General features: G+C 53.8%; 17 protein-coding genes. 12 read left to right on the top strand and 5 right to left on the bottom strand.

Annotated elements, in window-relative coordinates; genetic code table 11:
- Nucleotides 1-7 precede the first annotated feature (7 nt).
- From NYE26_RS20580 to NYE26_RS20570, 3 genes are all read left to right on the top strand, one after another.
- Nucleotides 8-1,963 carry a YjhG/YagF family D-xylonate dehydratase gene (locus tag NYE26_RS20580; protein ID WP_339257559.1) on the top strand — a complete coding sequence of 652 codons (1,956 nt, stop codon included), beginning with the start codon at nucleotides 8-10 and terminating at the stop codon, nucleotides 1,961-1,963.
- Nucleotides 1,960-3,543 carry a glycoside hydrolase family 43 protein gene (locus NYE26_RS20575; RefSeq protein WP_339249711.1) on the top strand — a complete coding sequence of 528 codons (1,584 nt, stop codon included), beginning with the start codon at nucleotides 1,960-1,962 and terminating at the stop codon, nucleotides 3,541-3,543. Before NYE26_RS20580 ends, NYE26_RS20575 begins: the two co-directional genes overlap by 4 nt.
- A 439-nt stretch (nucleotides 3,544-3,982) precedes the next feature.
- The gene (locus NYE26_RS20570) at nucleotides 3,983-5,305 is read left to right on the top strand and encodes an IS4 family transposase (RefSeq protein WP_339249709.1); all 1,323 of its coding nucleotides are present in this window, start codon (nucleotides 3,983-3,985) and stop codon (nucleotides 5,303-5,305) included.
- A gap of 490 nt (nucleotides 5,306-5,795) precedes the next feature.
- Here NYE26_RS20570 and NYE26_RS20565 read toward each other — a convergent pair whose 3' ends face one another.
- A complete protein-coding gene (locus NYE26_RS20565) occupies nucleotides 5,796-7,412 on the bottom strand; it encodes a mannitol dehydrogenase family protein (protein ID WP_339249707.1) in 1,617 nt (538 codons plus the stop codon).
- Nucleotides 7,412-8,488: a mannonate dehydratase gene (uxuA, locus tag NYE26_RS20560; RefSeq protein ID WP_339249705.1), complete on the bottom strand. Its 1,077-nt coding sequence runs from the start codon at nucleotides 8,486-8,488 to the stop codon at nucleotides 7,412-7,414. The genes NYE26_RS20565 and uxuA overlap by 1 nt, the downstream gene beginning before the upstream one ends.
- A 227-nt stretch (nucleotides 8,489-8,715) precedes the next feature.
- On the opposite strand from uxuA, the gene NYE26_RS20555 reads away from it, so the two are divergent.
- Complete coding sequence (locus NYE26_RS20555; protein WP_036731680.1) at nucleotides 8,716-9,369, top strand: GntR family transcriptional regulator; 654 nt, start codon at nucleotides 8,716-8,718, stop codon at nucleotides 9,367-9,369.
- 207 nt (nucleotides 9,370-9,576) lie between these two features.
- Here NYE26_RS20555 and NYE26_RS20550 read toward each other — a convergent pair whose 3' ends face one another.
- Nucleotides 9,577-10,482, bottom strand: coding sequence for an AraC family transcriptional regulator (locus NYE26_RS20550; RefSeq protein WP_339249701.1), 906 nt, complete (start codon nucleotides 10,480-10,482; stop codon nucleotides 9,577-9,579).
- A 302-nt stretch (nucleotides 10,483-10,784) separates the two neighbouring features.
- Here NYE26_RS20550 and NYE26_RS20545 point away from each other — a divergent pair, with 302 nt between their 5' ends.
- From NYE26_RS20545 to NYE26_RS20515, 7 genes are all read left to right on the top strand, one after another.
- Nucleotides 10,785-12,869: an alpha-glucuronidase family glycosyl hydrolase gene (locus NYE26_RS20545; RefSeq protein WP_339249699.1), complete on the top strand. Its 2,085-nt coding sequence runs from the start codon at nucleotides 10,785-10,787 to the stop codon at nucleotides 12,867-12,869.
- Between the two features lie 32 nt (nucleotides 12,870-12,901).
- Complete coding sequence (locus NYE26_RS20540; protein WP_339249697.1) at nucleotides 12,902-13,696, top strand: Nif3-like dinuclear metal center hexameric protein; 795 nt, start codon at nucleotides 12,902-12,904, stop codon at nucleotides 13,694-13,696.
- A 247-nt stretch (nucleotides 13,697-13,943) separates the two neighbouring features.
- The gene (locus NYE26_RS20535) at nucleotides 13,944-16,232 is read left to right on the top strand and encodes an AraC family transcriptional regulator (protein WP_339249694.1); all 2,289 of its coding nucleotides are present in this window, start codon (nucleotides 13,944-13,946) and stop codon (nucleotides 16,230-16,232) included.
- 173 nt (nucleotides 16,233-16,405) lie between these two features.
- On the top strand, nucleotides 16,406-18,016 hold the full coding sequence (locus tag NYE26_RS20530) for an extracellular solute-binding protein (RefSeq protein WP_339249692.1): 1,611 nt from the start codon (nucleotides 16,406-16,408) through the stop codon (nucleotides 18,014-18,016).
- 84 nt (nucleotides 18,017-18,100) lie between these two features.
- Nucleotides 18,101-19,009, top strand: coding sequence for an ABC transporter permease subunit (locus NYE26_RS20525; RefSeq protein WP_036731695.1), 909 nt, complete (start codon nucleotides 18,101-18,103; stop codon nucleotides 19,007-19,009).
- A gap of 12 nt (nucleotides 19,010-19,021) precedes the next feature.
- Complete coding sequence (locus NYE26_RS20520) at nucleotides 19,022-19,900, top strand: carbohydrate ABC transporter permease (protein ID WP_339249689.1); 879 nt, start codon at nucleotides 19,022-19,024, stop codon at nucleotides 19,898-19,900.
- A gap of 24 nt (nucleotides 19,901-19,924) precedes the next feature.
- Nucleotides 19,925-23,416, top strand: a complete 3,492-nt coding sequence (locus tag NYE26_RS20515) for a sugar-binding domain-containing protein (RefSeq protein WP_339249687.1) — start codon at nucleotides 19,925-19,927, stop codon at nucleotides 23,414-23,416.
- 167 nt (nucleotides 23,417-23,583) lie between these two features.
- On the opposite strand, the gene NYE26_RS20510 is transcribed toward NYE26_RS20515, so the two are convergent.
- Both NYE26_RS20510 and NYE26_RS20505 read right to left on the bottom strand, forming a co-directional pair.
- Nucleotides 23,584-24,909, bottom strand: a complete 1,326-nt coding sequence (locus NYE26_RS20510; RefSeq protein WP_339257557.1) for a sugar phosphate nucleotidyltransferase — start codon at nucleotides 24,907-24,909, stop codon at nucleotides 23,584-23,586.
- Nucleotides 24,910-24,925: 16 nt separating this feature from the next.
- A complete protein-coding gene (locus tag NYE26_RS20505) occupies nucleotides 24,926-25,741 on the bottom strand; it encodes a DUF6492 family protein (protein WP_339257555.1) in 816 nt (271 codons plus the stop codon).
- A 217-nt stretch (nucleotides 25,742-25,958) separates the two neighbouring features.
- Here NYE26_RS20505 and NYE26_RS20500 point away from each other — a divergent pair, with 217 nt between their 5' ends.
- The gene (locus tag NYE26_RS20500; RefSeq protein WP_339249685.1) at nucleotides 25,959-26,723 is read left to right on the top strand and encodes a YheC/YheD family protein; all 765 of its coding nucleotides are present in this window, start codon (nucleotides 25,959-25,961) and stop codon (nucleotides 26,721-26,723) included.
- The last annotated feature ends 79 nt before the right edge of the window (nucleotides 26,724-26,802 follow it).

Here is a 26,802-nt window from a genome sequence, read left to right as displayed (position 1 = left end):
AGAGATTATGAAGGAAGACATCATCGAAGCTGTTCCGGTACATACCGCTGCGGAAGGTCCGGCAGGCCAGCTGCCGATCACCGGGGAGGTGCTGCGGAATGCGCCGAGCGGAGAGATTTTTGGCATGACACAGAATGCCGGGATGGGCTGGAATCCTTTGCTGCTGAACCGGCCCCAGTACCTGATTCTCGGAACGATGGGCGGCATCCGGCGTGAGGACGGCACTCCGCTGGCGCTCGGATACCATACCGGACACTGGGAGATCGGCGTGATGATGGAAGAGATTGCGGAGGAGCTTACCGCGAATGAGGGGATTCCGTTCGCCGGTTATGTCAGCGATCCCTGTGACGGCCGTTCCCAGGGAACCACAGGCATGTTCGATTCCCTGCCTTACCGCAATGATGCGGCCATCGTGCTGCGGCGGCTGATTCGTTCACTCCCTACCCGCAAGGGTGTGCTTGGCGTAGCTACCTGCGACAAAGGCCTGCCCGCCATGCTGCTGGCTCTTGCCGGTATGCATAAGCTGCCCGGAGTTATCGTCCCCGGCGGCGTAACCCTTCCGCCGGTGGAGGGGGAAGACGCAGGTAAGGTACAGAGCATCGGGGCACGGTACAGCAACGGAGAGTTGTCCCTCGAAGAAGCGGCGGATCTCGGCTGCCGGGCCTGCGCGACGCCGGGCGGCGGCTGTCAATTCCTCGGCACCGCCGCAACCGCACAGGTGATCGCAGAGGCGCTGGGCATGGCGCTGCCGCACTCGGCCCTGTCCCCATCGGGGCAGCCGATCTGGAAGAACATCGGCCGCCAGTCGGCCCGGGCCCTTCAGCATCTGGATCAGAACGGAATCGTCATGAGCGACATTCTGACAGATCAGTCGATCCAGAATGCGATGGTGCTGCACGCTGCCTTCGGCGGCTCCACGAATCTGCTGCTGCATCTGCCGGCCATCGCTCATGCCGCCGGGCTGAAGGTTCCGACCGTCGAGGACTGGAACCGGGTGAACCGGATGGTTCCGCGCCTCGTCAGCGTACTGCCGAATGGTCCGGTACCGCATCCGACCATCCGGGTGTTCCTGGCAGGGGGCGTTCCTGAGGTGATGCTCCATCTGCGCAAGCTGGGACTGATTGACGAGTCCGTGCTGACGGTGACCGGGCGGACACTGGGCGAGAATCTGGATTGGTGGGAGAGCTCAGAGCGCCGGACGGAGCTGCGCCAGCGGCTGCTGAAAGCGGACGGCGTAGACCCGGATTCTGTAATCATGAGCCCGGAAGAGGCCAAGCGCCAGGGCATGGCGTCCACCATGACGTTCCCGGTCGGGAATCTCTGCCCGGAAGGCGCAGTCATCAAATCGGCCGCGATCGATCCTGCCGTTCTGGACAGCGAGGGTGTCTATCGCCATACCGGACGAGTGAAGGTGTTCACCACAGAGAGAGCCGCCATCCGCAGTATCAAGCTGGGTATGGTTCATGCCGGGGATATTCTGGCCGTTATCGGCCGCGGACCGAGTGGAACGGGGATGGAGGAGACTTATCAGCTCACCTCGGCGCTCAAGCATCTGCCTTACGGCAAATATGTCACGCTGATCACGGATGCCCGCTTTTCCGGCGTATCCACCGGCGCCTGCATCGGCCACATGGGCCCTGAAGCGCTGGCTGGCGGCCCGCTCGGCAAGCTGCGCGATAATGACTGGGTGGAAGTGCGGATTGATACGGTGACTCTTGAAGGAAGCGTGAATCTGGTCGGTGAGGGAGATGAGCCGCTGACCAAGGAAGCGGGGACGCTGATTCTGGCTTCGCGGACGCCGCATCCGGGCCTGGCGGTAGACCCGGGTCTGCCGGAGGACACCCGGCTGTGGGCTGCTTTGCAGGCGGCCAGCGGCGGAACCTGGAAGGGCTGCATTTACGACACTGACAAAATCATTGCCTTACTGGAAGCAGGACGGCAAGCATTGGAGGAGAAACTATGAGCCGAAATCTGATTCATAATCCGATTCTGCGCGGATTTCATCCGGACCCGTCGATCTGCCGGGCTGGAGATGACTACTACATTGCTACTTCAACCTTTGAATGGTTCCCCGGCGTGCGGATTCATCATTCGCGCGATCTGGTGAACTGGCGGCCGCTTACGTATGCGCTGACCCGCAGCTCGCAGCTCAATATGGAAGGGGACCCCGATTCCGGCGGAATATGGGCGCCCTGCCTCACGTACGATAATGGACTCTTTTATCTAATCTATACCGATGTCAAAAGCCGCCAGGGTGCCTTCAAGGATACACCTAACTATCTGGTGACTGCGGAGAATATCGAAGGCCCCTGGTCAGAGCCTGTGTACCTGAACAGCAGCGGCTTCGACCCTTCGCTGTTCCATGATGAAGACGGGCGCAAATGGCTGGTCAATATGCTGTGGGATCACCGCACTGGCCGCAACAGCTTCGCCGGTATTGTGCTCCAGGAATATTCGGTGGAAGAGCAGCGCCTGGTCGGACCGGTTACTCCGATCTATAAGGGAACGGAGCTGGCCCTAACCGAAGGCCCGCATCTGTACCGCAAGGACGGCTGGTATTATCTGATTACCGCAGAGGGCGGTACGCAGTATAACCATGCGGTGACTGTAGCCCGCGCTAAGCAGATTGAAGGTCCTTACGAGACCGCTCCGGTTAATCCGCTGCTGACCTCTGCCGGCCACCCCGAGCTTGCGCTGCAAAAAGCAGGCCATGCCAGCCTGGTCGAGACGCAGACCGGCGAATGGTACATGGTCCATCTGTGCGGCCGTCCTGTGAAGGACAACTACTGCAACCTCGGCCGGGAGACGGCGATTCAGCAGGTTGAATTTACAGCAGACGGCTGGCTGGCCTTGTCCGGGGGCGGCAATACCCCGGCGCTGACGGTGGAGGGCCCGGATCTTCCGGCGCATCCTTTTGCGCCAGCGGCTCCGCGTGACGACTTCGAGGCTCCGCAGCTGGATGTCCGCTGGAGCACCCTGCGGGTGCCTGCGGATGAATCCTGGCTCTCGCTTCAGGAGCGTCCCGGCTATCTGCGCCTGAAGGGCAGGGAGTCGATGAGCTCCATGCACCGCCAGAGCTTGGTCGCCATGCGTCAGCAGGCCTTCCGCTGCAGCGCCGAGACCTCGGTCGACTTTGAGCCGGAGCATTTCCAGCAGATGGCCGGCCTGATCGTCTATTACGACACGAAGGATTACCTCTATCTGCGGATCACGCACGATGAAGTCCTTGGTCGAACCCTGGGACTCATCCGCTCCAAGGACGGGGTCTATGAAGACACCCTGACACCTGAGATTCTGTTGCCTGCCGGAGTAAGCGTGTCGCTTAAGGTCATCATCGACGGCGAGTTCGCCCAGTTCTATTACAAGGTTAGCGAATCCACTTGGGAGCAGATCGGCCCGGCCCTGGAAATCTATCATCTGTCCGATGACTTCCCGGCCTATATCCGTTTTACCGGAACTTTCATCGGTATATGCGCCCAGGACCTCAGCGGCACGCTGCATCCGGCGGATTTTGATTACTTCGAGTATCTGGAGCAGGAGTAGGGCGGCCTATAGCTGTAGCTTCGAAAATAATGCTCCCATGAGGCTAAGGCTGAAGGGGAAACTAGCATAACTGAAAAGGAAAAACCCCTTTTAATTCGCCAAAAGTGAGCGTGAGGAGGAAATGAGAGGGATAAATCGCTTTGATTACTCAGATGCGCGCCAATTGAGCGAATGAAGAGCACAAGTGCCCCTGAATCCCTGGAAAGTTGGCTAATCTAGCAAATGAAGAGCACAAGTGCCCCTGAATCCCGGAAAAGTTGGCTAATCTAGCAAATGAGGAGCACAAGTGCCAATGTCATTAAGTTAAGATATAGAGCCAAAACAAGAAAAAGGCAGGTTATCGAAAAGATAGCCTGCTCTTTTTTTGCACAAAAAAAATCTTGACAATCCGTAGAAAACGTGTGGCGAAGCCCCTTGAAAAAACGAGGAGGTTACGCCAATGAATGCTTATGCAAATTCGCTGAAAGACAGACTGACTTCTCTTATCCGAGAGATGGCGGCTGCCCCCGCGCCTTACGTCAGAAACCCGGGAAAGGATTTTACCCGAACGAAAAAACTACCCTTTGAAACGGTTATGCAAACCCTGATCTTTATGGGCGGCAATAGCCTCTATAAGGAACTGTTGGAATCGCAGGGCTATGACGTTAACACCGCAACTTCTTCTGCTTTTGTTCAGCAAAGAAATAAAATTTTGCCGTCTGCGGTCGAATCTTTGTTTCACACCTTTACCGCGTCCCATACGGAATTCAAGGATTATCGAGGCTATCGATTATTGGCCATTGACGGTTCCGATCTGCATATTGCAACAGATCCTGCGGACCCGTTGACCTATTCTCAAAGTCAGCCCCACTCGAAAGGCTTTAACCTTCTGCACTTGAACGCTGCTTATGACCTCTGTAACCGGCTTTATGTGGATGCCATTGTTCAACCTCGAAAGTTCCGCAACGAAGGAAGGGCACTGGCCACAATGGTGGATCGCTCCCCCATTCAGGGTAACGTCCTTGTGACGGGGGATCGAGGATTTGAAAGCTATAATACGTTCGCACATCTGGAACGGAAAGGATGGAATTACGTCATACGCGTCAAGGATTTGCATTCGAATGGTATTCTTTCGGGTTTGCACTTGACCTTGGACGGAGCGTTTGATCAGGAGATTCACCTGACGCTGACTAAAAAACAAACAAAAGAGTTCAGGAATCGCCCCGAAATCTATAAAGTTCTTCCGGCTACCTCTAGCTTTGATTTTCTGGACATGCAAGAGAACTTGTTTTACCCCATTTCCTTTCGGGTGGTTCGTTTCCTCCTGCCCAGTGGCGATTATGAAACCGTCATTACCAATCTGTCTACTGCTGAATTCTCACCGGATGAACTCCGGGATCTGTATCATCTGCGATGGGGCATTGAGACCTCTTTCCGGGCTTTGAAATACACCATTGGTTTGACCCATTTTCACGCAAAAAAGCAAGAGTCCATTACCCAAGAGATATTCGCAAGAATGATCCTCTACAACTTCGCTGAAATGATTACCTCGCACGTAGTCATTTCCCAAAAGGATAAACGGCACCTCTACCAAGTCAACTTCACGGTAGCCGTTCACGTCTGTAGACATTTCCTGCGCTCCAAGGGCGATGGACCCCCGCCTGATGTGGAAGCTTTGATTCGCAAAAATATTTTGCCGATTCGTCTCACCCGTCCTGGGCAAAGGAATACACGCAGAATACGTAGCAAATCCGCCATTAGCTTCGTCTACAGAGTAGCATAATTCGGTTCGCATGAACATTTTTTTAAGTGGATCTTCCATCCGCTTTGTTTGCTATGCGCTTTTTTCCTTCCTTACACCAAAAACAAACGGCATAGGACGTTTCCCCATACCGTTTTGGATTCTCTTTATTAATTCCAAACTTATCTTTGAACTTATCTTAATGACATTGGCACAAGTGCCCCTGAATCCCTGAAAAGTTGGCTAAACAAGTAAATGAGGAGCACAAGTGCCCCTGAATCCTCCGGAAGCGGGCAAAGTGAGTAAATGAAGAGCAGAGTGCCTCCGCTTCCACCGCCAGCGCGGGCCAACTTCCGCAGTCTAGTGTGATTTGGTGCAGCAGAAACGCAACACTCAGCTAAGCAGACCGGTTTATACATTATCACCCTGCCACCGACATCCTTACAACGCTCACCATACAAGAAAGGCTAGGCCCTCCTTTTTCAAGGAGAGCCTAGCCTTTCTACTTATGTTCGCGCACACCCGCCCACACTCAGGCTGTATACTTCTCCAGCGTAGCTCTTACCGCGCCCGGACCAGCCAGCATCTCGGTGAACATGCCCTCGATCGTCCCGCCGAGTCCGGCGGCGTACAGGTCCACGCCGAAGATGGCCTGGTCCTCCAGCACCGCGCGCACGCCAGCGGCCTTCGCAGCATCCGCGCCCAGCGTAATTCCTGCAAGCCGCGCTTGCAGCGATTCCAGCAGCGGATCGGAACTGAGTGTGAACGCAGCGCCTTCATCGTTCACGCCGAGCAGATAGCGGCACCAGGCGGCAATCGCTAGCGGTATAGCGGTCAACTCCCTAGGGTCGAGATCCCCGCGCAGGATATACGACTTGATCGTCTCGCCGAAGCGAATGCCGACCTTCTGTGAAGTATCCGTAGCAATCCGCTGCGGAGTGTCAGGGATGAACGGGTTGGCGAACCGTTCCTGCAGCACCTCGTCCAGGAATTGCTTCGGACTCAGGATGCCGGGATCAACCACAACCGGCAGGCCTTCCTTGTAGCCGATGGTCTCCACGAGCTTGCGAAGCGTGGCGTCCTTCATCTCATCGGCAATGAGCGTATAGCCGAGCAGACAGCCGGTTACCGCCAGCGCCGTATGCAGCGGGTTGAGGCAGGTGGTTACCTTCATCGTCTCCACGTTGTTAACCGTGTCGCGGTCCGTGAAGATAATACCGGCTTCTTCAAGCGCCGGACGTCCGTTCGTGAACTTATCCTCAATGACCAGATACTCGCTGATCTCCGCGTTAACGAAGGGAGCAGTGTACGTGTTCTTGGAGGTGACGATCACATCCATGCCGCCGATTCCCTGTTCCAGCAATGCTGCCTGGACGGATTCGGACGGGCGCGGGGTGATTTTGTCGATCATGGACAGCGGGAAGGTGATCTTCTGCTCATCCTCCAGGTAAGCCACGAACCCTTCCTCTACAAGACCTTTGGCGGCCCATTCCTTGGCGATAGTAACCATGCCGTTCTTCAGCTTGTCGCCGTTATGCGAGCAATTGTCCATGCTGACGAAGGTCATCGGGTACTGGCCCTTCAGGTAACGCTTGTAGGCGAAGGAAGCCACGATGCTCATGGCATGAACCGGATGCTCCGGCCCGCCGGCGATGTCCTTCTGCACAATGCCAAGGTACTGCCCATCAGGACCGGTCAGGGAATATCCCTTCTCTGTAATCGTGAAGCTCGCCATCTGCAGACTGGGATTCTCGAAAATCTCAGTCAGGCGGCTGTAGTCCGCTTCCCTCGTCTTATCTGCGGTGATGCCTTCGACAATGCTGCTGACGATCCGCTTCTGGAAGTCGCCGGCTGCATTCATCAGCACCAGCAGGGTCAGATTATCGTAAGGCTTATAGACCTTGTCAATCATCTCGAAGTCGAAGGTCTCGGCGGCGATGATGCCGGTATCGGCCTTGCCGCTGTCCAGCAGCTTCTGGTGCGCATTCGCCACGAAGCCTCTGAAAATATTCCCCGCCCCGAAGTGAACCCACTCCGGCTTCTCTAACGTATTCTGCGCTACCGCTGCGAAATCGAACTGCGGCAGCTCTACCCCTGCGGCTTCCCAGGCTTCCCGGTCCGCGATGCTGCTTCTGCTCAGACTCAGCATTACTTGGCCCCCTTGACATTCTCCAGGCTGTCCCATACGCCGAGCAGATACATGATGCCCATCGCTCTGTCGTAGAGGCCATACCCCGGACGGCAGTTCTTTTCCTCGCCCCAGAGATGTCTGCCATGGTCGGGACGCACATAACCGGTGAAGCCGCTCTCATGATACGCCTTAACAACCTCCGCAACATCTACGCTGCCATCACGGCCCCGGTGGGATACCTCAATGAAGTCGCCGTTCTCGAACACCTTCACATTACGGATATGGGCAAAATAAATCCGGTCGTGGAACTCGCGGATCATCGCTGGAAGATCATTCTCCGGGTTGGTGCCGAGAGAGCCGGTGCAGAAGGTCAGGCCGTTATACGGGCTGTCCACCATGTCCAGGAAGCGGCGGATCGTATCGCGGCTGCGGATAATGCGCGGCAGTCCGAAGATCGGCCAGGCCGGATCATCCGGGTGAATCGCCATGCGGATATCCACTTCTTCACACACCGGAATGATGCGCTCCAGGAAATATTTCAGGTTGTTGAACAGCTTATCTTCGGTAACGTCAGCATAGGCCGCGAACAGCTCATCCAGCTTGGCCAGCCGCTCCGGCTCCCAGCCAGGCATCGTGAATTGTCCGGCACCCTTCAGGATGCGGTCTACCATCTCGCGCGGATTATCAGTAATGGCAGCCTTTTCATAAAAGAGGGCGTTCGAGCCGTCCGGCAGCTCCTTGTACAGCTCGGTACGGGTCCAGTCGAACACCGGCATGAAGTTGTAGCAGATGACCTTGACGCCAACCTTGGCGAGCTTGCGGATCGTATCGATATAGATGTCAATGTATTTGTCGCGGGACGGCAGTCCGATTTTGATATCATCATGAACGTTGACGCTTTCAACAACTGCTGTGCTGAGGCCCTTGGCTGTAATCTGATCGGCAACCTTCTGGATGTCTTCCATCTCCCAGACCTCACCGGCCACCTTGTGGTGCAGTGACCAGACGATGCCCATAACGCCCGGGATTTGACGGATGTGGTCAAGAGTGATGTTGTCATTGCCCTCGCCGTACCATCTCCAAGTCATATTCATTGTCATTTTCCTCCTTAAGTAAGATAAGCATAAATACAAATGATAACCATTCGAAGCCTTGTGACAATTGACCTTACAGAACCAGCGTTACATGTGACATGATCTTGTATACAAGATAGGATTCGTAATGATCATAGAATATGCGTTCATCTTTGTCAATGAAATTCATATCCCTTTTCTATATAATGGGGGGAAGAACAATCCCGAACAGAAAGTTGGTCTATCCCATGACTTCCAAAAAAGAAATAATGGCCTACCTCAAGCAGGAGATTCTCTCCCTTGAGCTGAAGCCGGGGGCGATGATCAGTGAGACGGCTCTGTCCGAGCGCTTCCAGCTGTCGCGGACGCCGATCCGTGATGTGCTGAAGCAGCTGTCCCTGGAGCAATACGTCGATATTTATCCCAAAAAAGGCAATCTCGTATCCTTCATAGACCTGGAGTCCGTGGAACAGATTATCTACCTGCGCAATGTGCTGGAGAAGGAGATTATGAAATCGCTGGCCGGGAATATCCCGCTTAAAGGGCTGCATGAGCTGAGGGACAACCTTGCGCAGCAGCAGAAGTGTATTGAGCAGGCGGAGGGAGCAGAGGTGTTCCTGCAGCTTGATGACCAGTTCCACCGCACCATGTTCGGCCTGGCCGGGCGCGAATTCCTGTGGGGTGTGCTCCAGCAGTTCAATGTGCACTATATCCGCTACCGGAAGCTGCACATGCTGAAGGATGAGAAGCTGGCCGCCATCCGGCAGGAGCACCAGCAGCTGCTGGATTATATCGTGCAGGGGGACACCGCCGGGATCGACGAGCTGCTGCACCACCATCTGCGGGCGGATATCGACTCCAAGAACCTCCAGGAGCATTTCGCCACGTATATCAAAAAATAGGGCTGGCCTTCAGCAAGCCCCGCCCGCAATAGCGCAAAAAGCCCGCCCTCATCAACGATGAAGGCAGGCTTTTACTAAAAATATAAGAACTTATATGTTGCACACGATAACTTATCCTTCTATTTCTCGCTGAAACGGTACCGTCCTTTAAAAGGACGGCGAAGCCGCTTCTACTTGATATACAGCTGTACAGGCTCCGCGCTCTGCCTAGCTCCTGCCCTCGCGGTATTCCCGCGGCGACTGGCCGCTCCAGCGCTTGAACTGTCTGCTGAAATGGGCGATATCGCGGTAGCCGAGCAAGCCGGAGATCTGGCTGACGCTCAGGCTGTGGTCATCCAGCAGCACCTTGGCTTCATGCAGCATCTGCTCCGACAGGTAGACGCGGGGGGAGAGGCCGAATACCTGGCGGAAGACCCGGTAGCAGTGCGAGGGGCTGATCCCCAGCTCAGCGGCGATGTCGTCAACGCCATAATGGCTGTCATAGGGCACCTCGTGCTTGAACTGCTGATAGACCAGCCCCTGGAGACGGCTGCGGATCTGGTGGGCCAGCTCGATCCGCTCATAAGTGCCCGGGGAGGAATTGTCAGCCTCCAGGGAGAAGACCTCCCAGAGCTGGGCGAACAGCTCGAAGACGGCAGACTGCAGCCTCATGCGCTGGGAGATCGTGATGCTGCCGGAGCCGGAGGTGGAAATCTCCACCAGCCTGCTGAGGAGCGGTCCTAATCTGTGGGCAACATTGCTCTCTGAGGTGAATAATACATGATTCAACCGGCTGAGAAGTGAAATGAACAGCTTGTCATCAATATCGAAATGGATGCAGAAATAGGTGAAGGCCCCGCCGTTTCCGCTGCGGCTGGAGTGGATGTCGCCCGGCCTCAAGAGGACCAGATCCCCGGCGTGCTGAAGGTAGCTGTGGTTGTTGACGGTGAGCAGCTGCTCTCCTTCAAGCACATAATTGAATTCATATTGGGGATGGGCGTGCTGCGGATAATCCCATTCCCCGCTCACCTTGCGCAGATGCATGCCGAACAGGTTGAGCGTGGTTTTCACATCCGGGATGATAGTTTCACTAAGGCTTTGCCCCGGGACCGGCGGTTCAAAAGCTGCAACCAATAGGATCGCCCCCTGATACTTTGCGTTTTCATGATAGGGATGTTCAGGCTGTGTGCCTGTTTTATCCGAAATATAAGAGTTTATATGTTGCACACGATAACTTATCCTTCTATTTCTCGCTGAAACAGTACCGTCCTTTAAAAGGACGGCAAAGCCGTTTCCACTTGTTATTAGTATACAGGATTCTGCTTGATTTGGGTAAATATTAGCGTGATTTGACAATGTTCCGGGGCTGCGGCTGCGTGGTAGGATGAACCTGAATGAAATCTAGTATACAAGATGTATGCAGAGGAGATATGGACATGAGACAACAATCCGGGAATGAGTATGCTGCACAATATGACAGCGGATACAATGCGTGGTTAAGCTATCCTAAGCTTCAACAAGGCCCCCTATATAAGCAATATGCGAAATGGTGCGGAGCAGTATCCGTTACAGAAGCCGGGGAGACCATCCAGGCTGCACTTCAGGAATGGACAAGAGGCATTGCCTCGCTATTGGACCTTGAGGCTGTCTCCAAGCCGCAGCCGGAAGATTTCAGTGTGGCCTTCGGCACCTTCACGGGTGATCATCCGCTGATCCAGGGCTTGTTCGAGGACAAGACCGTCCAAGCTGTAGGAGCAGAAGGGTTCGCCATCCGAACCAGCCAGTCCCTTAAATGCATCGCTGTAGGGGCTTCCTCCCAGGCAGGTGTGTTATACGGCGTCTTCCATCTTTTGCGCCTGATTGCCAGCGGCAAGGACATTGAGAATCTGGATGAAATAGTGAATCCTGTGAATTCGCTGCGGATGATCAATCACTGGGATAATTTCGACGGCAGTGTGGAGCGCGGCTATTCCGGCAGATCCTTCCTGTATGAGAATAACCAGTTCACGAAGGATATGGACAGAATTACAGACTATGCGCGGCTGATGTCCACCGCCGGCATTAACGCAATAGCGATCAACAACGTGAACGTTCATGCGCTGGAGACGCTGTTTATCTCCACCTATTTGCCTGATGTGGCAAGAATCGCCGATATCTTCCGCATCTATGGCATCCGGCTGTTCCTGTGCGTGAACTTTGCCGGACCTATGCATGAAGGGGAAGTGGGTACGGCAGATCCGCTGGATGCAGGGGTGCGGGAATGGTGGAAGTCGAGAGCAGCCGACATCTATGCTGCTATTCCCGATTTCGGCGGCTTCGTGGTCAAGGCCGATTCGGAGAACCGTCCCGGCCCGTTCACTTACGGACGGAACCATGCAGACGGAGCCAATATGCTCGCGGAAGCTCTGGAGCCTTACGGCGGCATCGTGATCTGGCGCTGCTTTGTATACAACTGCAAGCAGGACTGGCGTGACCGCAAGACGGATCGGGCCAGAGCGGCTTATGACCATTTCAAGCCGCTGGACGGCCAGTTCCATGATAACGTCATTCTGCAGATTAAGAACGGCCCGATGGACTTCCAGGTCAGAGAGCCGGTATCTCCGCTCTTCGGCGCCCTGGAACGGACGAACCATGTGATCGAATTCCAGATCGCCCAGGAATATACCGGACAGCAGCGCCATGTCTGTTATCTCGTTCCACAGTGGAAGGAGATTATGGAATTCGATACGCAGGCCAAGGGCGGCCCGGCCCCTGTTAAGCGGATCGTTGACGGATCGCTGTGGGGCAACCGCCTGAGCGGGATTGCGGCGGTATCCAATGTGGGCAATGACAAGAACTGGACCGGCCATCTGCTGTCCCAGGCGAATCTCTACGGCTTCGGCCGGCTGGCCTGGAATCCTGAGCTGAGTGCGGAGGAGATTGCGGCGGAGTGGATCGCCTTGACATTCGGCACGGACACAGCGGTTGCCGGAGTGATCAGCCGGATTCTGCTGGATTCCTGGGAGATCTATGAGTCTTATACATCCCCGCTTGGCGTAGGCTGGATGATCAATCCCGAGCATCACTACGGCCCGAATGTGGACGGCTATGAATATTCAATGTGGGGCACCTACCACTATGCCGATCACCAGGGCATCGGGGTAGACCGTACCGTGGCGACCGGTACCGGCTACAGCTCGCAGTACATGGGCAGCAACGCCGCGCGTTATGATTCGCTGGAGGAATGCCCGGATGAGCTGCTGCTGTTCTTCCACCATGTACCGTATACTCATGTGCTGCATTCCGGCAAAACCGTAATCCAGCATATCTACGATACACATTTCGAAGGTGCAGAGCGTGCCGAGGGGCTGCTGGACGCATGGGGCGGACTGAAGGGCAGCATCGCGGACGGACTGTATACTCAGGTGGAGGAACGCCTTAAGGGCCAGGCAGCCCATGCCAAGGAATGGCGTGACCAGATCAATACGTATTTCTACCGTAAGAGTGGGGTTGCAGATGCATTGGGACGGACCATCTATTAAGTTATAGGTAACATCAAGGAGGAGAAGATCTCATGGCACTGACGTTCAGTGATGTGATGGAGCATTTAGCCGCAGGGATACAGCTGCCCGTGAATACGGTGGATAAGCTTGAGCCGGACGCTGCGGGAACAGAAGTGCAGGGAATCGTGACTGCCTTCGCCGCTTCGCAATATGTAGTGGAGCAGGCGGCCCGGCTTGGCGCCAACCTGGTGATCACGCATGAAGGTGTATTTTATAGCCACCAAGGTCACGGTAGCGCGCTGGAGCAGGATTCCGTCTACCAGGAGAAGTCTGCACTGATTTCAAGTAGCGGGGTAGGCATCTACCGCTTCCATGACACGATACACCGCTATGCGCTGGACGGGATCGTGGAAGGACTGCTGCAGGAGCTGGAATGGGAAGCCTATGTGGAGCGGCATCTGCCCGAGGTGTCGATCCTCTCCATTCCTGAGATGACCGTTTCCGGGGTTGCAGAGTATCTGAAGCAGAAGTTGAATATCCCTTATGTCCGCGTTGCCGGGAACCTCTCCGCCACCTGCTCCAGAGTGGGGGTACTGGTCGGTTACCGGGGGAATGGCCATTCGGTCATCCCGATGTATGAGCAGGAGTCGCTTGATCTGGTCATCGCCGGTGAAGGGCCCGAATGGGAGGTGCCTGAGTATATCCGCGATGCGGTCCAGCAGGGCAAGGACAGGGCACTCATCATGCTCGGCCATGCCGAGAGCGAAGCGCCGGGAATGAAGCTGCTGGCGGCGCGGCTGGCCCGGCAGTTCCCGGATGTGCCGGTGCATTACATTCAGGAGCAGCCCGTATTTCAGATTGTATAACTGGAGAAACCTCTTTGAAGGTGTAAGACCAAGGGACAATGGCTGTCCCTTCAGGTCTTCTGCCGGCAAAGGGGTTTTTAGTGTTCAACTGGATTGTTCGGCCGGATTGCGCACTACAGCGGTCTGTTTACAAATTGTCGATGTGTTTCATATTGCGGATTGCCCGCCGGGCTCAACTATCATATAGTAGAATTCTCAGTCCGATCCATCCAGAATCCAGATAAGCAACAGTAAGGGAGCACAGCAGATGAATTACAAGCGCTTTAGGTTCAGTAAGAGTATAGCCTTTAAATGGATCGTCTCCTATTCTGTGATCATGCTTATCCCGCTTATTGTTAGCGCTATCATCTATCTGCAGACAAAACAGATTGTTGAGTATGAGATTGAACGTGCAGGCAGCGCCATGCTTAAGCAGATGCAGAATACAGTAGACAGCGAGATTAATCAGGCTGAGAAGCTGGCGATGCAATTATCCATTCATAGCAGTGTGAATAAATACTTAACACTTACACCTGAGACTGAGGGAGCAGGGGCCTTTCAGATCTATCAAACCCGGCAGGAACTGAGCGAGTACAAATCCGCCAATGATTTCATTGATGGAATCTATCTGTATTCTAGCAGTCTGGACAGGGTGCTGACGGATGAGACGTATACAGACAGTGAAGCCTTTTATGCGATGAACAGCACGATGATCGGCTTGACCTATGAAGAATGGCTGGCGCAGCTGAACGGTGAGAGTGACATTAGCGAGGCCCCCATGCTGTTTATCAAATTTAGGCGCTGGGAGAATAAGGTTGTAATGATGAAGCCGTTCACCAGCAGCGTTGCTGACAATGGACTAAAGGGGATGCTGGTTCTGCCGCTGAACGGCAGCAAGATTCAGAGCATGCTGCAGAATGTGGACTGGGTGAATAACGGCGAGGTCTACATTGCCGATGATCATAATCAGATTTTATTTCAGAATAACGAAGCTGCTCCGCAGCTAGCTGTGCCGGACGCCCGGGCTGGGGATGAGACAGCAGGCACTTCGTTCCAGGATATCGCCGGTACGGAGAATATGGTATCCTTCATCGATTCCGATAACACCAAGTGGAAATATATCAGTGTGTTTCCTTCAAGCGTATTTTGGGAAAAAGCGCGGCATATCCGCAATTTGAACCTGCTGGGACTATTTATCAGCTTTTTGATCGGGACGGTGGTCATCTCCTACTTTGCCCGCAAGAATTATAATCCTGTCCGCGAGCTGGTTAATATGTTCTCTCCCTCCACAGATGAGCAGACACAGCGGGTGCTGGATGAATTCTCCTTCATCCGGGAGAGCGCCTTGGCTACTATTCGGGAGAGGGATGACATTAACAGCCAGCAATTCAGGCAGCTGCGTGTGTTACAGACCTACTACTTATCAAGGCTGCTCAAAGGGCAGGTGGAAGATGGATTATCACTGGAGGAAGCGGCGAGAGTCCATCACTTCCAGTGGGATTCGGAGGACTTTGCGGTACTTCTATTCTACATTCAGGCCAACGGAGAAGGCAGTCCGTCGCCAAGCCTTTCCAATTTCATCGTGTCCAATATCATTATGGATTTCACAGGTCCGAATCACGGCCTGAGCTTCATCGAAATGGACGGTATGCTGGCGGCGGTGATGAATATTAACACCGGCCGCTCCGGCAACTGGAAGGAGGATATTGAAGAGGCGCTGGGCCAAACCCTGGATTTCATTCAGCAGAAATACGGTCTGCAGATTGCGATGGCCGGCAGCGGGCTGCTTCATGGGATGGGCAGGTTGCATCAGGGATATCTGCAGGCGTTGGAGGCTCAGGAATACCGGCTGGTGCTGGAAGAGAATATATCAATCTGGTATGGGGATATTGAACCACAGGAGACGGATTATTATCTGACAATCAATGATGAAGTTGTATTTATTAATCTGGTCAAAAGCGGTGAATTTGAGAAGGCTGCGGTGATGGCAGATGAGATTCTGGCCCGCTTCTTCGGTTCCCAGGCGTCCATAGAGCTTGTGAGATATGCCATGATTGATTTAACCAGCTCCATTATGAAGGCTGTCCCGCATGAACCGAAGCGCTCGAAGCTATGGGAGGAATGGCGTCCGATGAAAAGGCTCTTGGCCTGCTCCACCCGCGCAGATTTTCGTCATGAGCTGACAGAGCTGATCCAAATGGCTTGCAGCAAAGCCACGGAGAAGCTTGCACTGGTCTCAAATTCGGGAATCGGAGACGAGGTATCTGCCTATGTGCAGAATCATTATGCGGATATCAATCTTAGTGTGTCCATGATTGGTGCCAACTTCGGCATCACTCCGCAATATGTGTCCCGGTTGTTCAAGGAACAGACGGGTCAGGGGCTGCATGATTACATCAGTCAGGTTCGTACTGCCGAGGCCAAAAAATTGCTTCAGGAAGGAGTCACCATTGAGGAGGTTTCTTCCCGTGTGGGCTTCTCCAGCAGCAGTGCGTTCATCCGGGTATTCAAAAAATATGAAGGCATCACACCTGGGAGGTTCAAAACTCTGCAATAAACAAACCGGATACCCAATTTCTCTACAGGAGGATAGAAGCAGGCTGATTCTATCCTCTTTTGCGTTTTTAACAATGGATTCCGCATTTTGAATATTGTTTGTATACAAGATTCAGCTTACATTGTAGAGGCATCAAGTCGTTAACTAAACATATAACGGAGGTCGAATTAGCGATGAAATTATTTGGAACGAACAAGCTTCATAAACCGGTTGTCGTTTTGTTAGGTCTCACATTGCTGGCTTCAGGCTGCAGCAGTTCTAGGAATGTGAACAATGAGAGCGCTCCAAACACATCTGCAGGGAACGCCCCTGCTTCAAATGAAGCCGCTGCAGATTTCACTTATCCGATGACGGGCGGAATAGAGCTGACTTATATGAACGAACAGCTGGGAGGCACGCCGGAACGTCTGCCGGTCGATAACGAATACGAGAAACGCACAGGAATCATCATCAAACAGCTGGGCGGAACACCCATGACTGATCAGAAGTTCAGTCTGCTGCTGGCATCAGGTGAACTGCCGGATATCTTCCTGAATACATGGCTGCAATATCCGGGCGGTCCTGACAAGGCTGTAGAGCAGGGATATATTCTGAAGCTTAATGATCTGATTGAGCAATACGCGCCTAACCTGAAAAAGACCCTCCAGGAGCACCCGGAAATTGACAAAATGATCAAAACGGATGACGGCACCTACTATGCCTTCCCGTTCATCCGCTCGGAAGCCGGACGTGTCTATGGCGGGCCGATTATCCGTCAGGATTGGCTGAAAGAGCTGAATCTCAGCATCCCGGAAACGATTGAAGAGTGGCACACCGTATTGACTGCTTTTAAAGAGAAAAAGAATGCTGCCTCCCCTGTAACCTTTCGCACGATGTTTTTGGGTGAACGGACAGGCGGATTCGCCGGAGCCTTCGGCGTGATGGGGAACTTCTATGTCAATGATGGAAAAGTAGTGTACGGCTATCTGGAGCCGGGCTACAAGGATTACCTGACTACGATGAGCCAGTGGTACAAAGAAGGGCTGATCGACAAGGATTTCGCCTCTATTGATGCAGCTACAGTCGATAAAAAAATGACTTCAAATGTAAGCGGTGCAACGATTGGCTGGCAGTACTATATTGAGAAATATAATTCAGCCGTACAGCAAACTGATCCGAAGGCTGACTTCGTAGCCGCTCCATACCCGTCTGCTGTCAAAGGTGGACTTCCGGAGTTCGGACAGCTGGATAATGCCTATGCGGGGACAAGCTCGGCGGCCATCTCTGCCACCACCAAGAATGTCGAAGCTGCCATGCGCTGGCTGGATTACGCTTTTACCGAAGAAGGCAGAATGCTGAATACCTATGGGGTTGAAGGCACTACTTACACGCTCAAAGACGGAAAGCCCGTATATACCGATCTTGTAGTTAAGAATCCGGAGGGCCTCGGCAGTGATCAGGTCATGTCCAAATATTCTCACGGTACCAACTTCCCGATGATTCAGCAGGACAACAACCTGCCGGCAAAATATCCGGCAACTACTGAATCCATCGGCATTTGGAAACAGACCAATCATGAGAGCCACCTGCTTCCTCCGGTAACACCAACTGCCGAAGAAGCGGATGAAATGAGCAGTATTATGAACGATATCAACGCCTTTGTGAAAGAAACGGAGATTAAGATCATCCTGGGTACCGAATCTGTTGATAAATACGATCAAGCTGTTCAGCAAATGAAGGATCTGGGCATCGAGCGCGCACTGGAAATTCAACAAGCGGCCTACGAACGTTATTTGAACCGCTAACTAAACTTATAACGGCAGGGGCTGCTACAGAGAACAGATACGGGCAGTCCCTGCGTTAAACATTGCAGCAAAGGAGAGGGAAATATGCTGAAAACCAGACTGGGAAAAGACTTACTGCGCAATAAATGGCTGTATCTGATGATGCTGCCTGTCATCCTGTATTATGTTTTGTTCCACTATGTTCCGCTTTACGGAACGATTATTGCCTTCAAGCAATTTGTGCCTTCCCAAGGAATATGGGGCAGTGAATGGGTGGGGTTCAAGCACTTTGAAGCTTTTTTTTCGAGTATTTACTTTTTCCGCGTAATTAAGAACACCGTTCTGTTAAGCTTCTTCAATCTGCTCATCGGATTTCCGGCACCGATCATTCTGGCCTTGCTGCTAAATGAATTGAAAAGCCCGCTTTTCCGCCGGATCACTCAGACTATTACCTACATGCCGCATTTTATTACACTTGTAGTTGTGGCGGGAATTGTGCGCTACTTCACCTTATCGGATGGTTTGATTAACGATGTCATTGCCTATTTTGGCGGCACCCGGATCTCATTTCTGCAACAGCCCGAGTCCTTCCGCCCCATCTACATAATCAGTGAGATCTGGCAGCAAATCGGCTGGGGAACAATCATCTATCTGGCAGCCATCACCGGCATTGACCAGCAGCAGTATGAGGCTGCAAAAATCGACGGAGCGACCAAGGTTCAACAGATCCGCCACGTTACCCTGCCCGGCATTCTGCCTACGATTATGATTATGCTGATCCTGGCACTCGGAAATATTATGAATGTCGGATTTGAGAAAATCATTCTGTTATACAGCGCCAGTATTTACGAGACGGCTGATGTCATATCCACTTTTGTTTACCGTAAAGGGATTCTGGAATTCAGCTACAGCTACAGTGCGGCGGTAGGTCTGTTCAACTCCGTCATCAACTTCACCATTCTGCTGCTCGCTAACTCTTTCAGTAAACGTGCAAGTAAAAACAGTCTTTGGTAAGGGGGGACAACTATGATTAAAGCATCGCTCGGTGAACGAATCTTTGATATTTGCAATTCGATTATTATGGTGCTTATGATTATTCTGACACTTTATCCTATGCTGTATATTTTGTTCTCCTCGTTAAGTGACGGGAACCGCCTGATCTCCTTCGATGGCATTCTGCTCTGGCCGCAAGGCTTCTCGCTGGCAGCTTACAAGGCGGTGCTTAACAACCCAGTCATTCTGACCGGCTTCAAAAATACACTGTTCATCCTGGTGGTGGGACTTGGCATTAACATGACGCTTACCTCCCTGGGCGCTTATTTCCTGTCACGGGAAGGGGTCATGCTGCAAAAGCCGATCATGTTTTTCATTGTATTCACCATGTTTTTCCAAGGGGGACTGGTGCCTTTCTATCTGATCGTGAAATCCTATGGCCTGCTCGACAGCCTCTGGGCGCTGATTCTGCCTACGGCAGTTAGTACGTTCAACCTAATCATCATGCGCACTTATTTCATGGCGATTCCGAGGGAGCTGGAGGAGTCCGCTTTCCTGGACGGTGCAGGTCACTTCACGATCCTGTTCCGCATCTTCATTCCGCTGTCTATGCCAGTTGTCGCTGTGCTGATCCTGTATTATGGCGTAGGCCACTGGAACAGTTGGTTTAACGCGATGATCTTCCTGCGGGACCAGAGCCTGTTCCCGATCCAGCTTGTGGTCAGAAATATCATTCTTGAGAACGATAATGCCAGCATGCTGGGCACCACAACACTGCTCCATAGCCGGGATGTGACCGAGACGCTGAAGTATGCAGCAATTATCGTGAGTACAGCCCCAATCCTGGTGCTGTATCCGTTCCTGCAGAAGTATTTTGTTAAAGGCGTGATGGTAGGGGCATTAAAGGGGTAGGACTATTAAGGGGGAAGTGCAGCAATGAGTCTAAAAAGGAAACTCAGCAAGGGGTGGCAATTCAGCAAGCGACCGCTTTATTCGGAGCTCGCCAAGGTAGCCGCAGATAAGGAATGGATGCCGGTTACGCTGCCGCATGACTGGCTGATCTATGATACTCATAATCTCTATGAGAACGGAGAGGGCTGGTACCGCACCAGCCTTAAGTTCGATAAAGTGCCTGCCCATGAGCTCGTTTCCCTGCGTTTTGAAGGAGTGTATATGAACTCCACATTATACGTGAACGGGCAGGAGGCGGGGGAGTGGAAATACGGATATTCTACCTTTGAATTCGATATTACCCCGTACCTGATAGAGGGAGAGAATGAAATATATATGCGTGTGATCCACGAATCTCCCAATTCCCGCTGGTACTCCGGGGCTGGAATCTACCGTCCGGTCTGGCTGAAGACGACACCGAAGACGCATATTGCCGCTGACGGGATCTATATTGCAGCCAGAGCAGCGGAAGGTGATACCTGGACGGTGGATGTCGATGTGGAGCTGCGTATCGCAGACGAAGCTGCGGCACAGAGAACGAAGCTGAAGCTGCGGCACAGCATTCTGGATGCAGCAGGAACCTTAGTTGCAGGGCTAGTTACTGAGGTGACGGTACAGGGTGAATTAACCGTACATAACCACAGCCGCCTGACTGTTGATCAGCCCTTGCTGTGGGATATTGCCAGTCCCAATTGCTATAGCCTGCAATCCGAGCTGCTGGCTGAGGGTGAAGTCATTGAAACGGAGAAGGAGCGCTTCGGCTTCCGGACCCTGGAGCTGGACAGTGACAAGGGCCTCTTCCTCAACGGCCGTCATGTCAAAATATACGGAGTCTGCCAGCATCACGACCTGGGCGCTCTGGGGGCTGCTGTGAACAAGGCGGCGCAGCGCCGCCAGCTCGTCCTGCTGCAGGAGATGGGGGTTAACGCCATCCGTACCGCGCATAATATGCCGGCGGTAGAGCTCATGGAGCTGGCCGATGAAATGGGGCTGCTGATCGTATCAGAAGCCTTCGACATGTGGGAGCGCAGCAAAACGCCTTATGATTACGCACGCTTCTACCTGCAGTGGTGGAAGCGCGATGTGGCCAGCTGGGTGCGGCGTGACCGGAACCGTCCAAGCCTGCTGATGTGGAGCATCGGCAACGAGATTTATGATACCCATGCGGACAGCCGGGGCCAGGAGCTTACCCGCGAGCTGCAGGCTGAGGTGCTGATCCATGATCCGCGGCGCAATGCGTTCGTCACCATCGGCTCGAACTATATGCCCTGGGAGAATGCGCAGAAATGCGCCGATATCGTTAAGGTGGCGGGCTACAATTATGCGGAGAAATATTATGAGCAGCATCACCGTGAGCATCCGGACTGGATCATCTACGGCAGCGAGACCTGCTCGACCGTACAGAGCCGGGGAGTCTACCATTTCCCGCTGGCCCAGTCCGTGTTGGCCGATGATGACCAGCAGTGCTCCTCCCTCGGGAACAGCTCTACCAGCTGGGGAGCCAAGAGCACGGAGGTCTGCATCACCGAAGACCGGGATGCCGCCTTCTCGCTGGGGCAGTTTCTCTGGACCGGCTTTGACTATATCGGGGAGCCTACCCCGTATCACACCAAGAATTCGTATTTCGGGCAGCTGGATACCGCAGGCTTCCCTAAAGACTCCTATTATATTTATCAGGCGGAATGGACGGATTACCGTACACATCCGATGGTTCATATCTTCCCGTACTGGGACTTCTCTCAGGGTCAGCTGATTGATGTGCGTGTCTGCTCCAATGCTCCGCGCATCGAGCTGTTCATGAATGAAATCCCGCAGGGCATTGTGGAGATTGATCATGTTCACGGGCATAAGCTGCTTGGAGAATGGCAGCTACCTTATGCGGAAGGTGTTCTGCGGGCTGTAGCTTATGATGAGCAGGGGGAGGTTATTGCCACAGATCAGATTTCCTCTTTCGGAGATGCAGCGTCGATTGTCCTTACTCCCGACAAACAGATAATTACGGCAGACGGTACGGATCTTATCTTTGTAACGATCAGCACCCTGGATCAGGAGGGGCGTCCGGTAGCGAATGCCAATAACCGGGTCCGTCTCCGTATTGAAGGCCCCGGACGGCTGATCGGTCTGGATAACGGGGACAGCACGGACTATGATTCCTACAAAGGCGTCAGCCGCCGGTTGTTCAGCGGTAAGCTGCTGGCAGTGATTGCCGGTACACTGGAGGCTGGAACAATTACGCTGCGGGCAGCTTCGGGGGGACTAGCTTCCGCCGAGCTTACGCTGCAATCGGTGCTGCCGGCACCGGGAACGGCTGCCGGGGATGAGCTGTATCTGTATGCGCACAATCCGCTGGAGGCAGATGCGGCATCCGGATATCCGGAGAGTGGCCGGGATGGAGAGATCCCGGTCCGCAAGCTGGAGATTATCTGTCCCGAAGGCAATGTTCTGACACCGGAGCAGCCGTCGCTTCCGGTCCGCGTCAAGCTTCATCCACAGGGTGCCTCCTGGCGGGATGTCGAGTGGCGGCTTACGAACGCTGCCGGGATTGATGCCAATATTGCTGCCATGGAGACGGATGGGCATGAGGCGGTCATTACGGCTCTCGGTGACGGAGATGTATATATCCGCTGCGGAACAGCCAATGGCGCTGACGGAATACGGCTCTATTCACAAATGGAATTCAGGCTGACAGGCTTTGGTCAAGCTTATCTGAATCCGTATGAATTTGTCTCCTCCGGGTTCAGCAGCAGCCACAGCCGGAATCTGACCAACGGCAATGAACGGGGTGTTGCCACTGCCCGCGAAGGGGAGAGCCGGATCTGCTTCGAACGGATTGACTTCGGGGAGTATGGGGCTGATGAGATTATTCTGCCAATCTTCTCGCTTGATGATCAGGAATTCCCGATTGAGATATGGGAAGGCGTGCCCGGGCAGCCTGGTGCCGAGCGGCTCACCACCATGACTTACCAGAAGCCATCCCGCTGGAATGTATATCAGGAAGAACGTTATACGCTTCCCAGACGGCTGACGGGTATCACCTCTCTGTCCTTCGTGCTGCGCAAGAAGATTCATCTGAAGGGCTTCTACTTTGTCAGTAAGCCTAAGGCGTTCGAGCGTCTGAATGCCCTGGCCAACACTGCGGTCTACGGGGATACCTTCACCCTAACTGAGGATGCCGTCGAGGGAATCGGCAACAATGTGTCGCTTATATTTGCCGGAATGGACTTCGGCGGAGCGGAAGGCTCACGGGTGGTAATCTGCGGACGCTCAGCGCTTGCGAACAATACACTGCAGATCCTGTTCAGCGGTTCCGGCGGCGAAACGAAGCAGCTGATAGAATTCGCCGGAAGCGGCAGCTACACTGAGCGTGAATTCACCCTGGAGCCGCCGGTCAGCGGCAGCGGGACGGTTACCTTCCTGTTCCTGCCGGGCAGCCGGTTTGACTTCAAATGGTTCCAGTTCCTGCCGCCGTCCGTCTAGAATCTGCGCAATACAGTGATCCGTCCGCAGCACTCCTGCTCCTAACATAGTGGGCAACAGCCTTCACCACTAATAAGGGATATCGTAAACGGCCAGCTATTCTGTCGTTTGCGATATTCCTTTTGCCTGTGGCAGCGGGATCTGCGAAGAAGCCCTGGAGCTTCATATCAGCAGCCGTACACCCGCCCGTCGTCTCCGCCTTCGCCAGTCCGTACCTCGATCAGCTTCATTGCACTGAAAGCTCTGAGCGTATGCTGTTGCCCCCGGGCTATGGTATAGATCCCGCCTGCCGCTGCTTCAGCTGCGCACCCATCCACCCGTACCTCTCCGTGGCCGGACACAATCATCCAGGACTTGGCACAATGCTCACAGGTCATCTCAGGTATGTTATGGCCCGGCAGCAGGGTAAGCATTGCCGTAAGGACAAGCCGGGAGCCGTCTGATTCCCGGTCCAGTACGGTATAGCTGCCCCAGCCCGTTTCACCATACCTCGGCTCCGTTACTGAATTCTCCGCCAGAATATCCTTGATGGTGTTAGCGTCCTTCTTATCTGCGATCAGGATGCCTTCGGGACCGGCTATGGCGACTATACCGGAGACCCCAATGACATGCAGCGGCACCTCCAGCTCGTTAATAAGGTGACTGTCTCCGCATTCTCCCCATAGCCCGCCTACTCCAATAACCTGCGATGGCAGCCGGGCCGTCAGTGTATCCCAGCTTCCCAGGTCGGACCATTCCCCATCATGCCGTAAGACAACAGCCTTAGTGCTGCGTTCTGCCACTTCCTTGTCGAAGCTGCGGACCGGGAGCTCTGGATACAGTGCGGTTAATGCTGCGAATTCCACGGGCAGCCCCAGCCTCTCCAGATTCTCCAGCAGGAAGCTCAGCCGCGAAGCGAATACCCCGCAATTCCATAAAGCCTTCTCCTGCATCAACTCCAGGGCTTTAACTTTATCCGGCTTCTCTGCAAAAGATAGTACCCGAGCATATCCGCCATCCTCCTCCTGTGCCGGGACGATATAGCCGTATTGCTCTGAGGGATAGGAAGGCCTCGTTCCAAGCAGGAGGAGTTCGGCCCCAGAATCGGCCAGAAGTGCCTCGAATTGATGGAACTGGCGGAAGAAATCATCATCCGCATACATGTCGGCCGGAGCGATACAGATGATGTCCTCCGGCTGTGCCTTTCCGGTGGCAAGCAAGTGCAGCGCGCCGAACGCGGCAGCAGTGAAGGTGCCGCGCTTGCAAGGCTCACCGATCACCGGATATTTACTCCCGGTATACCGCTGTATGAGGGCTACCTGCTCCTGATGGGCCACGAGCAACAGGGATTCATCCAGTCCGGCCTGACTGAGCTGACGGCATACCCGCCCGATCATGGATTCTGTGCCCCCGCCCGGTGCAGGCAGCAGCTGCAGGAACATCTTGGAGCGGATGCTGCCGGACAGGGGCCACAGCCGCTGGCCGGAGCCGCCGCACAGAAGAATAGTATGCATCACGTTTCTTGCCTCCTTAAGGCTTGCCCGGAGTGGAGTATCCCTTGCGCTGATGGAAGGAGAGCGAACGGTAAGACCCGGCGTACTTCCGGATTTGCGCCTCAGTCAGCGAGCCCGCCGGGGTCTTCAGCGCTTTATTATTGGCATTCTTGAGCAGCACAGAGGTGCGGTCTGCGCTGTACACGTAGTTGGCATAAGTCTCGAATTCGGAGAAGCCGAACTGACGCTTCTTGTTGATAGAGTGCAGAATAGCCGCGTGCCAGGACATGCCGTGGCGGGCTGCAATTTTTCGTTTGAGACTGGCCAGCTTTGCGGAATCAAACAGCATGTAGTGGGTCACGAACGACTTGGGTGAAGGCGCAGGGGCACCGAGCAGCTTGCGGTAGGTGCGGAAATACTCCGGCTGGCTCCAGTTGCGGCAATAGAAGATGCTTTTCCCGCCGGCACGGAAGCGATGGGGACGGATGAGCACCGTATCTGCATCAATGACCAGGAAATACTTCTCACGGCACACCTGATCCCCGTTCATCTTGAGCAGCTGCTGATACAGCCAGCCTGACCGGTTCCAGCGGGAGGAGGAATAGCGGATCGCTTTTTTGGTGAATGGGAGGACGGTGGTTTCATTGACAAAGACGCAAGCTTTCCGGGAGCACAGCTGTCTGATTCTACTATTCTCCGGCGAGACAATGTAGATATTGCTGATAGAGTGCTGGACATAACGGCGAAGACTATCAATCACATAAGGGAGGGTGGCGAGATCCTTTTCGATAGCAGGAATCAGGACGTCGATCGGTGGAGCGCTTGAGGTTACACTTACAGCTGCAAGGGACATAGATTCATCTCCATACATATATTGACATTTGATCGTCTTCACTAGCGTATGCCTGCTGAGCTGCTATGGAGAGGGCAATTATCCTGCACAAGTTAATCTTTCTATACGGGGCAAATGATATATTCCACGGCACCTGCGGCGGCATAGGATGCAGTGAATATGTAATTTTATGTTAAAACGGAGCGTTGGCTCCCAGCCCGGACAGGAGAGTGCATAAGTGACAGCCAAACCAATTCATTCAGGACTGAGCAAATGGTATAAGACACAACTGCTGCTTAAGAACGAGACCATTAAGGGGTTCATCCCCGATACCCGGAGATTTAACAGGCGTAATCTGGAGCAGATGATGCACGGCTATGGAATGATCTATATCAAGCCGGAACGGGGAACGTATGGCATGGGCGTGATCCGCGCGGAGCGGAAGGACCGGCAGGGATATATGTATCAGTATGAAGAGACCGTGCGCCGTTTCGCTACGTTTGAGGCTTTTCATCACAGTCTGGCGACAAGAATCGGGAAGAGGAGCTATCTGCTGCAAAAAGGTATCCACCTGCTGAAGCATCACGGGCGACGTTTCGATATCCGGGTGATGGTGCAGCTCAGTCCCAAGGGCGTATGGGAAGCTACCGGGATTATCGGGCGCCTGGGGCATCCGCGCAAAATTGTGACCAATTACCACAGCGGCGGCAAACCGACCGCAGTGGAGCATTTGCTCTCCACCCATCTGTCTGCGCAGCAGCTTGTGCAGCTTAAGGGGGAAATGAACCGGCTGGGCACACGCATAGCGCGGCAACTGAAAAAGACTTATCCGCACCACCGGCAATTCGGTGTAGATGTCGGACTAGATCACTCACTGAAGCCGTGGATCATTGAAGTGAATATGAATCCCGATCCCTACATTTTTAATCAGCTGAAGGATAAATCCATGTACCGCAGGGTCATGAGATACCGTGGGCTGGGTCTGAAGCGGAAATGCCGTTAGGCTGCGTAGTACTCATGCTGCAAAGCAAATACATCAATACCGGGGAAAGTTCGCCCAACTGCTGAGCCGCCGCTATGTC

Source organism: Paenibacillus sp. FSL P2-0136 (assembly GCF_037975325.1).
Taxonomy (GTDB): domain Bacteria; phylum Bacillota; class Bacilli; order Paenibacillales; family Paenibacillaceae; genus Paenibacillus_AQ; species Paenibacillus_AQ silagei.
The sequence above is the reverse complement of the archived record's forward strand: the minus strand, read 5'-3'. Positions and strand labels throughout refer to the sequence as shown.

What these genes read in the sequence shown, in the direction of transcription:
- NYE26_RS20505 (WP_339257555.1), bottom strand. Translation starts at nt 25,741, where the DNA reads ATGTCCCTTGCAGCTGTAAGTGTAACCTCAAGCGCTCCACCGATCGAC.
- NYE26_RS20540 (WP_339249697.1), top strand. Translation starts at nt 12,902, where the DNA reads ATGGCACTGACGTTCAGTGATGTGATGGAGCATTTAGCCGCAGGGATA.
- NYE26_RS20530 (WP_339249692.1), top strand. Translation starts at nt 16,406, where the DNA reads ATGAAATTATTTGGAACGAACAAGCTTCATAAACCGGTTGTCGTTTTG.
- NYE26_RS20575 (WP_339249711.1), top strand. Translation starts at nt 1,960, where the DNA reads ATGAGCCGAAATCTGATTCATAATCCGATTCTGCGCGGATTTCATCCG.
- NYE26_RS20545 (WP_339249699.1), top strand. Translation starts at nt 10,785, where the DNA reads ATGAGACAACAATCCGGGAATGAGTATGCTGCACAATATGACAGCGGA.
- NYE26_RS20580 (WP_339257559.1), top strand. Translation starts at nt 8, where the DNA reads ATGAAGGAAGACATCATCGAAGCTGTTCCGGTACATACCGCTGCGGAA.
- NYE26_RS20565 (WP_339249707.1), bottom strand. Translation starts at nt 7,412, where the DNA reads ATGCTGAGTCTGAGCAGAAGCAGCATCGCGGACCGGGAAGCCTGGGAA.
- NYE26_RS20525 (WP_036731695.1), top strand. Translation starts at nt 18,101, where the DNA reads ATGCTGAAAACCAGACTGGGAAAAGACTTACTGCGCAATAAATGGCTG.
- uxuA (WP_339249705.1), bottom strand. Translation starts at nt 8,488, where the DNA reads ATGAATATGACTTGGAGATGGTACGGCGAGGGCAATGACAACATCACT.
- NYE26_RS20510 (WP_339257557.1), bottom strand. Translation starts at nt 24,909, where the DNA reads ATGCATACTATTCTTCTGTGCGGCGGCTCCGGCCAGCGGCTGTGGCCC.
- NYE26_RS20570 (WP_339249709.1), top strand. Translation starts at nt 3,983, where the DNA reads ATGAATGCTTATGCAAATTCGCTGAAAGACAGACTGACTTCTCTTATC.
- NYE26_RS20535 (WP_339249694.1), top strand. Translation starts at nt 13,944, where the DNA reads ATGAATTACAAGCGCTTTAGGTTCAGTAAGAGTATAGCCTTTAAATGG.
- NYE26_RS20515 (WP_339249687.1), top strand. Translation starts at nt 19,925, where the DNA reads ATGAGTCTAAAAAGGAAACTCAGCAAGGGGTGGCAATTCAGCAAGCGA.
- NYE26_RS20520 (WP_339249689.1), top strand. Translation starts at nt 19,022, where the DNA reads ATGATTAAAGCATCGCTCGGTGAACGAATCTTTGATATTTGCAATTCG.
- NYE26_RS20555 (WP_036731680.1), top strand. Translation starts at nt 8,716, where the DNA reads ATGACTTCCAAAAAAGAAATAATGGCCTACCTCAAGCAGGAGATTCTC.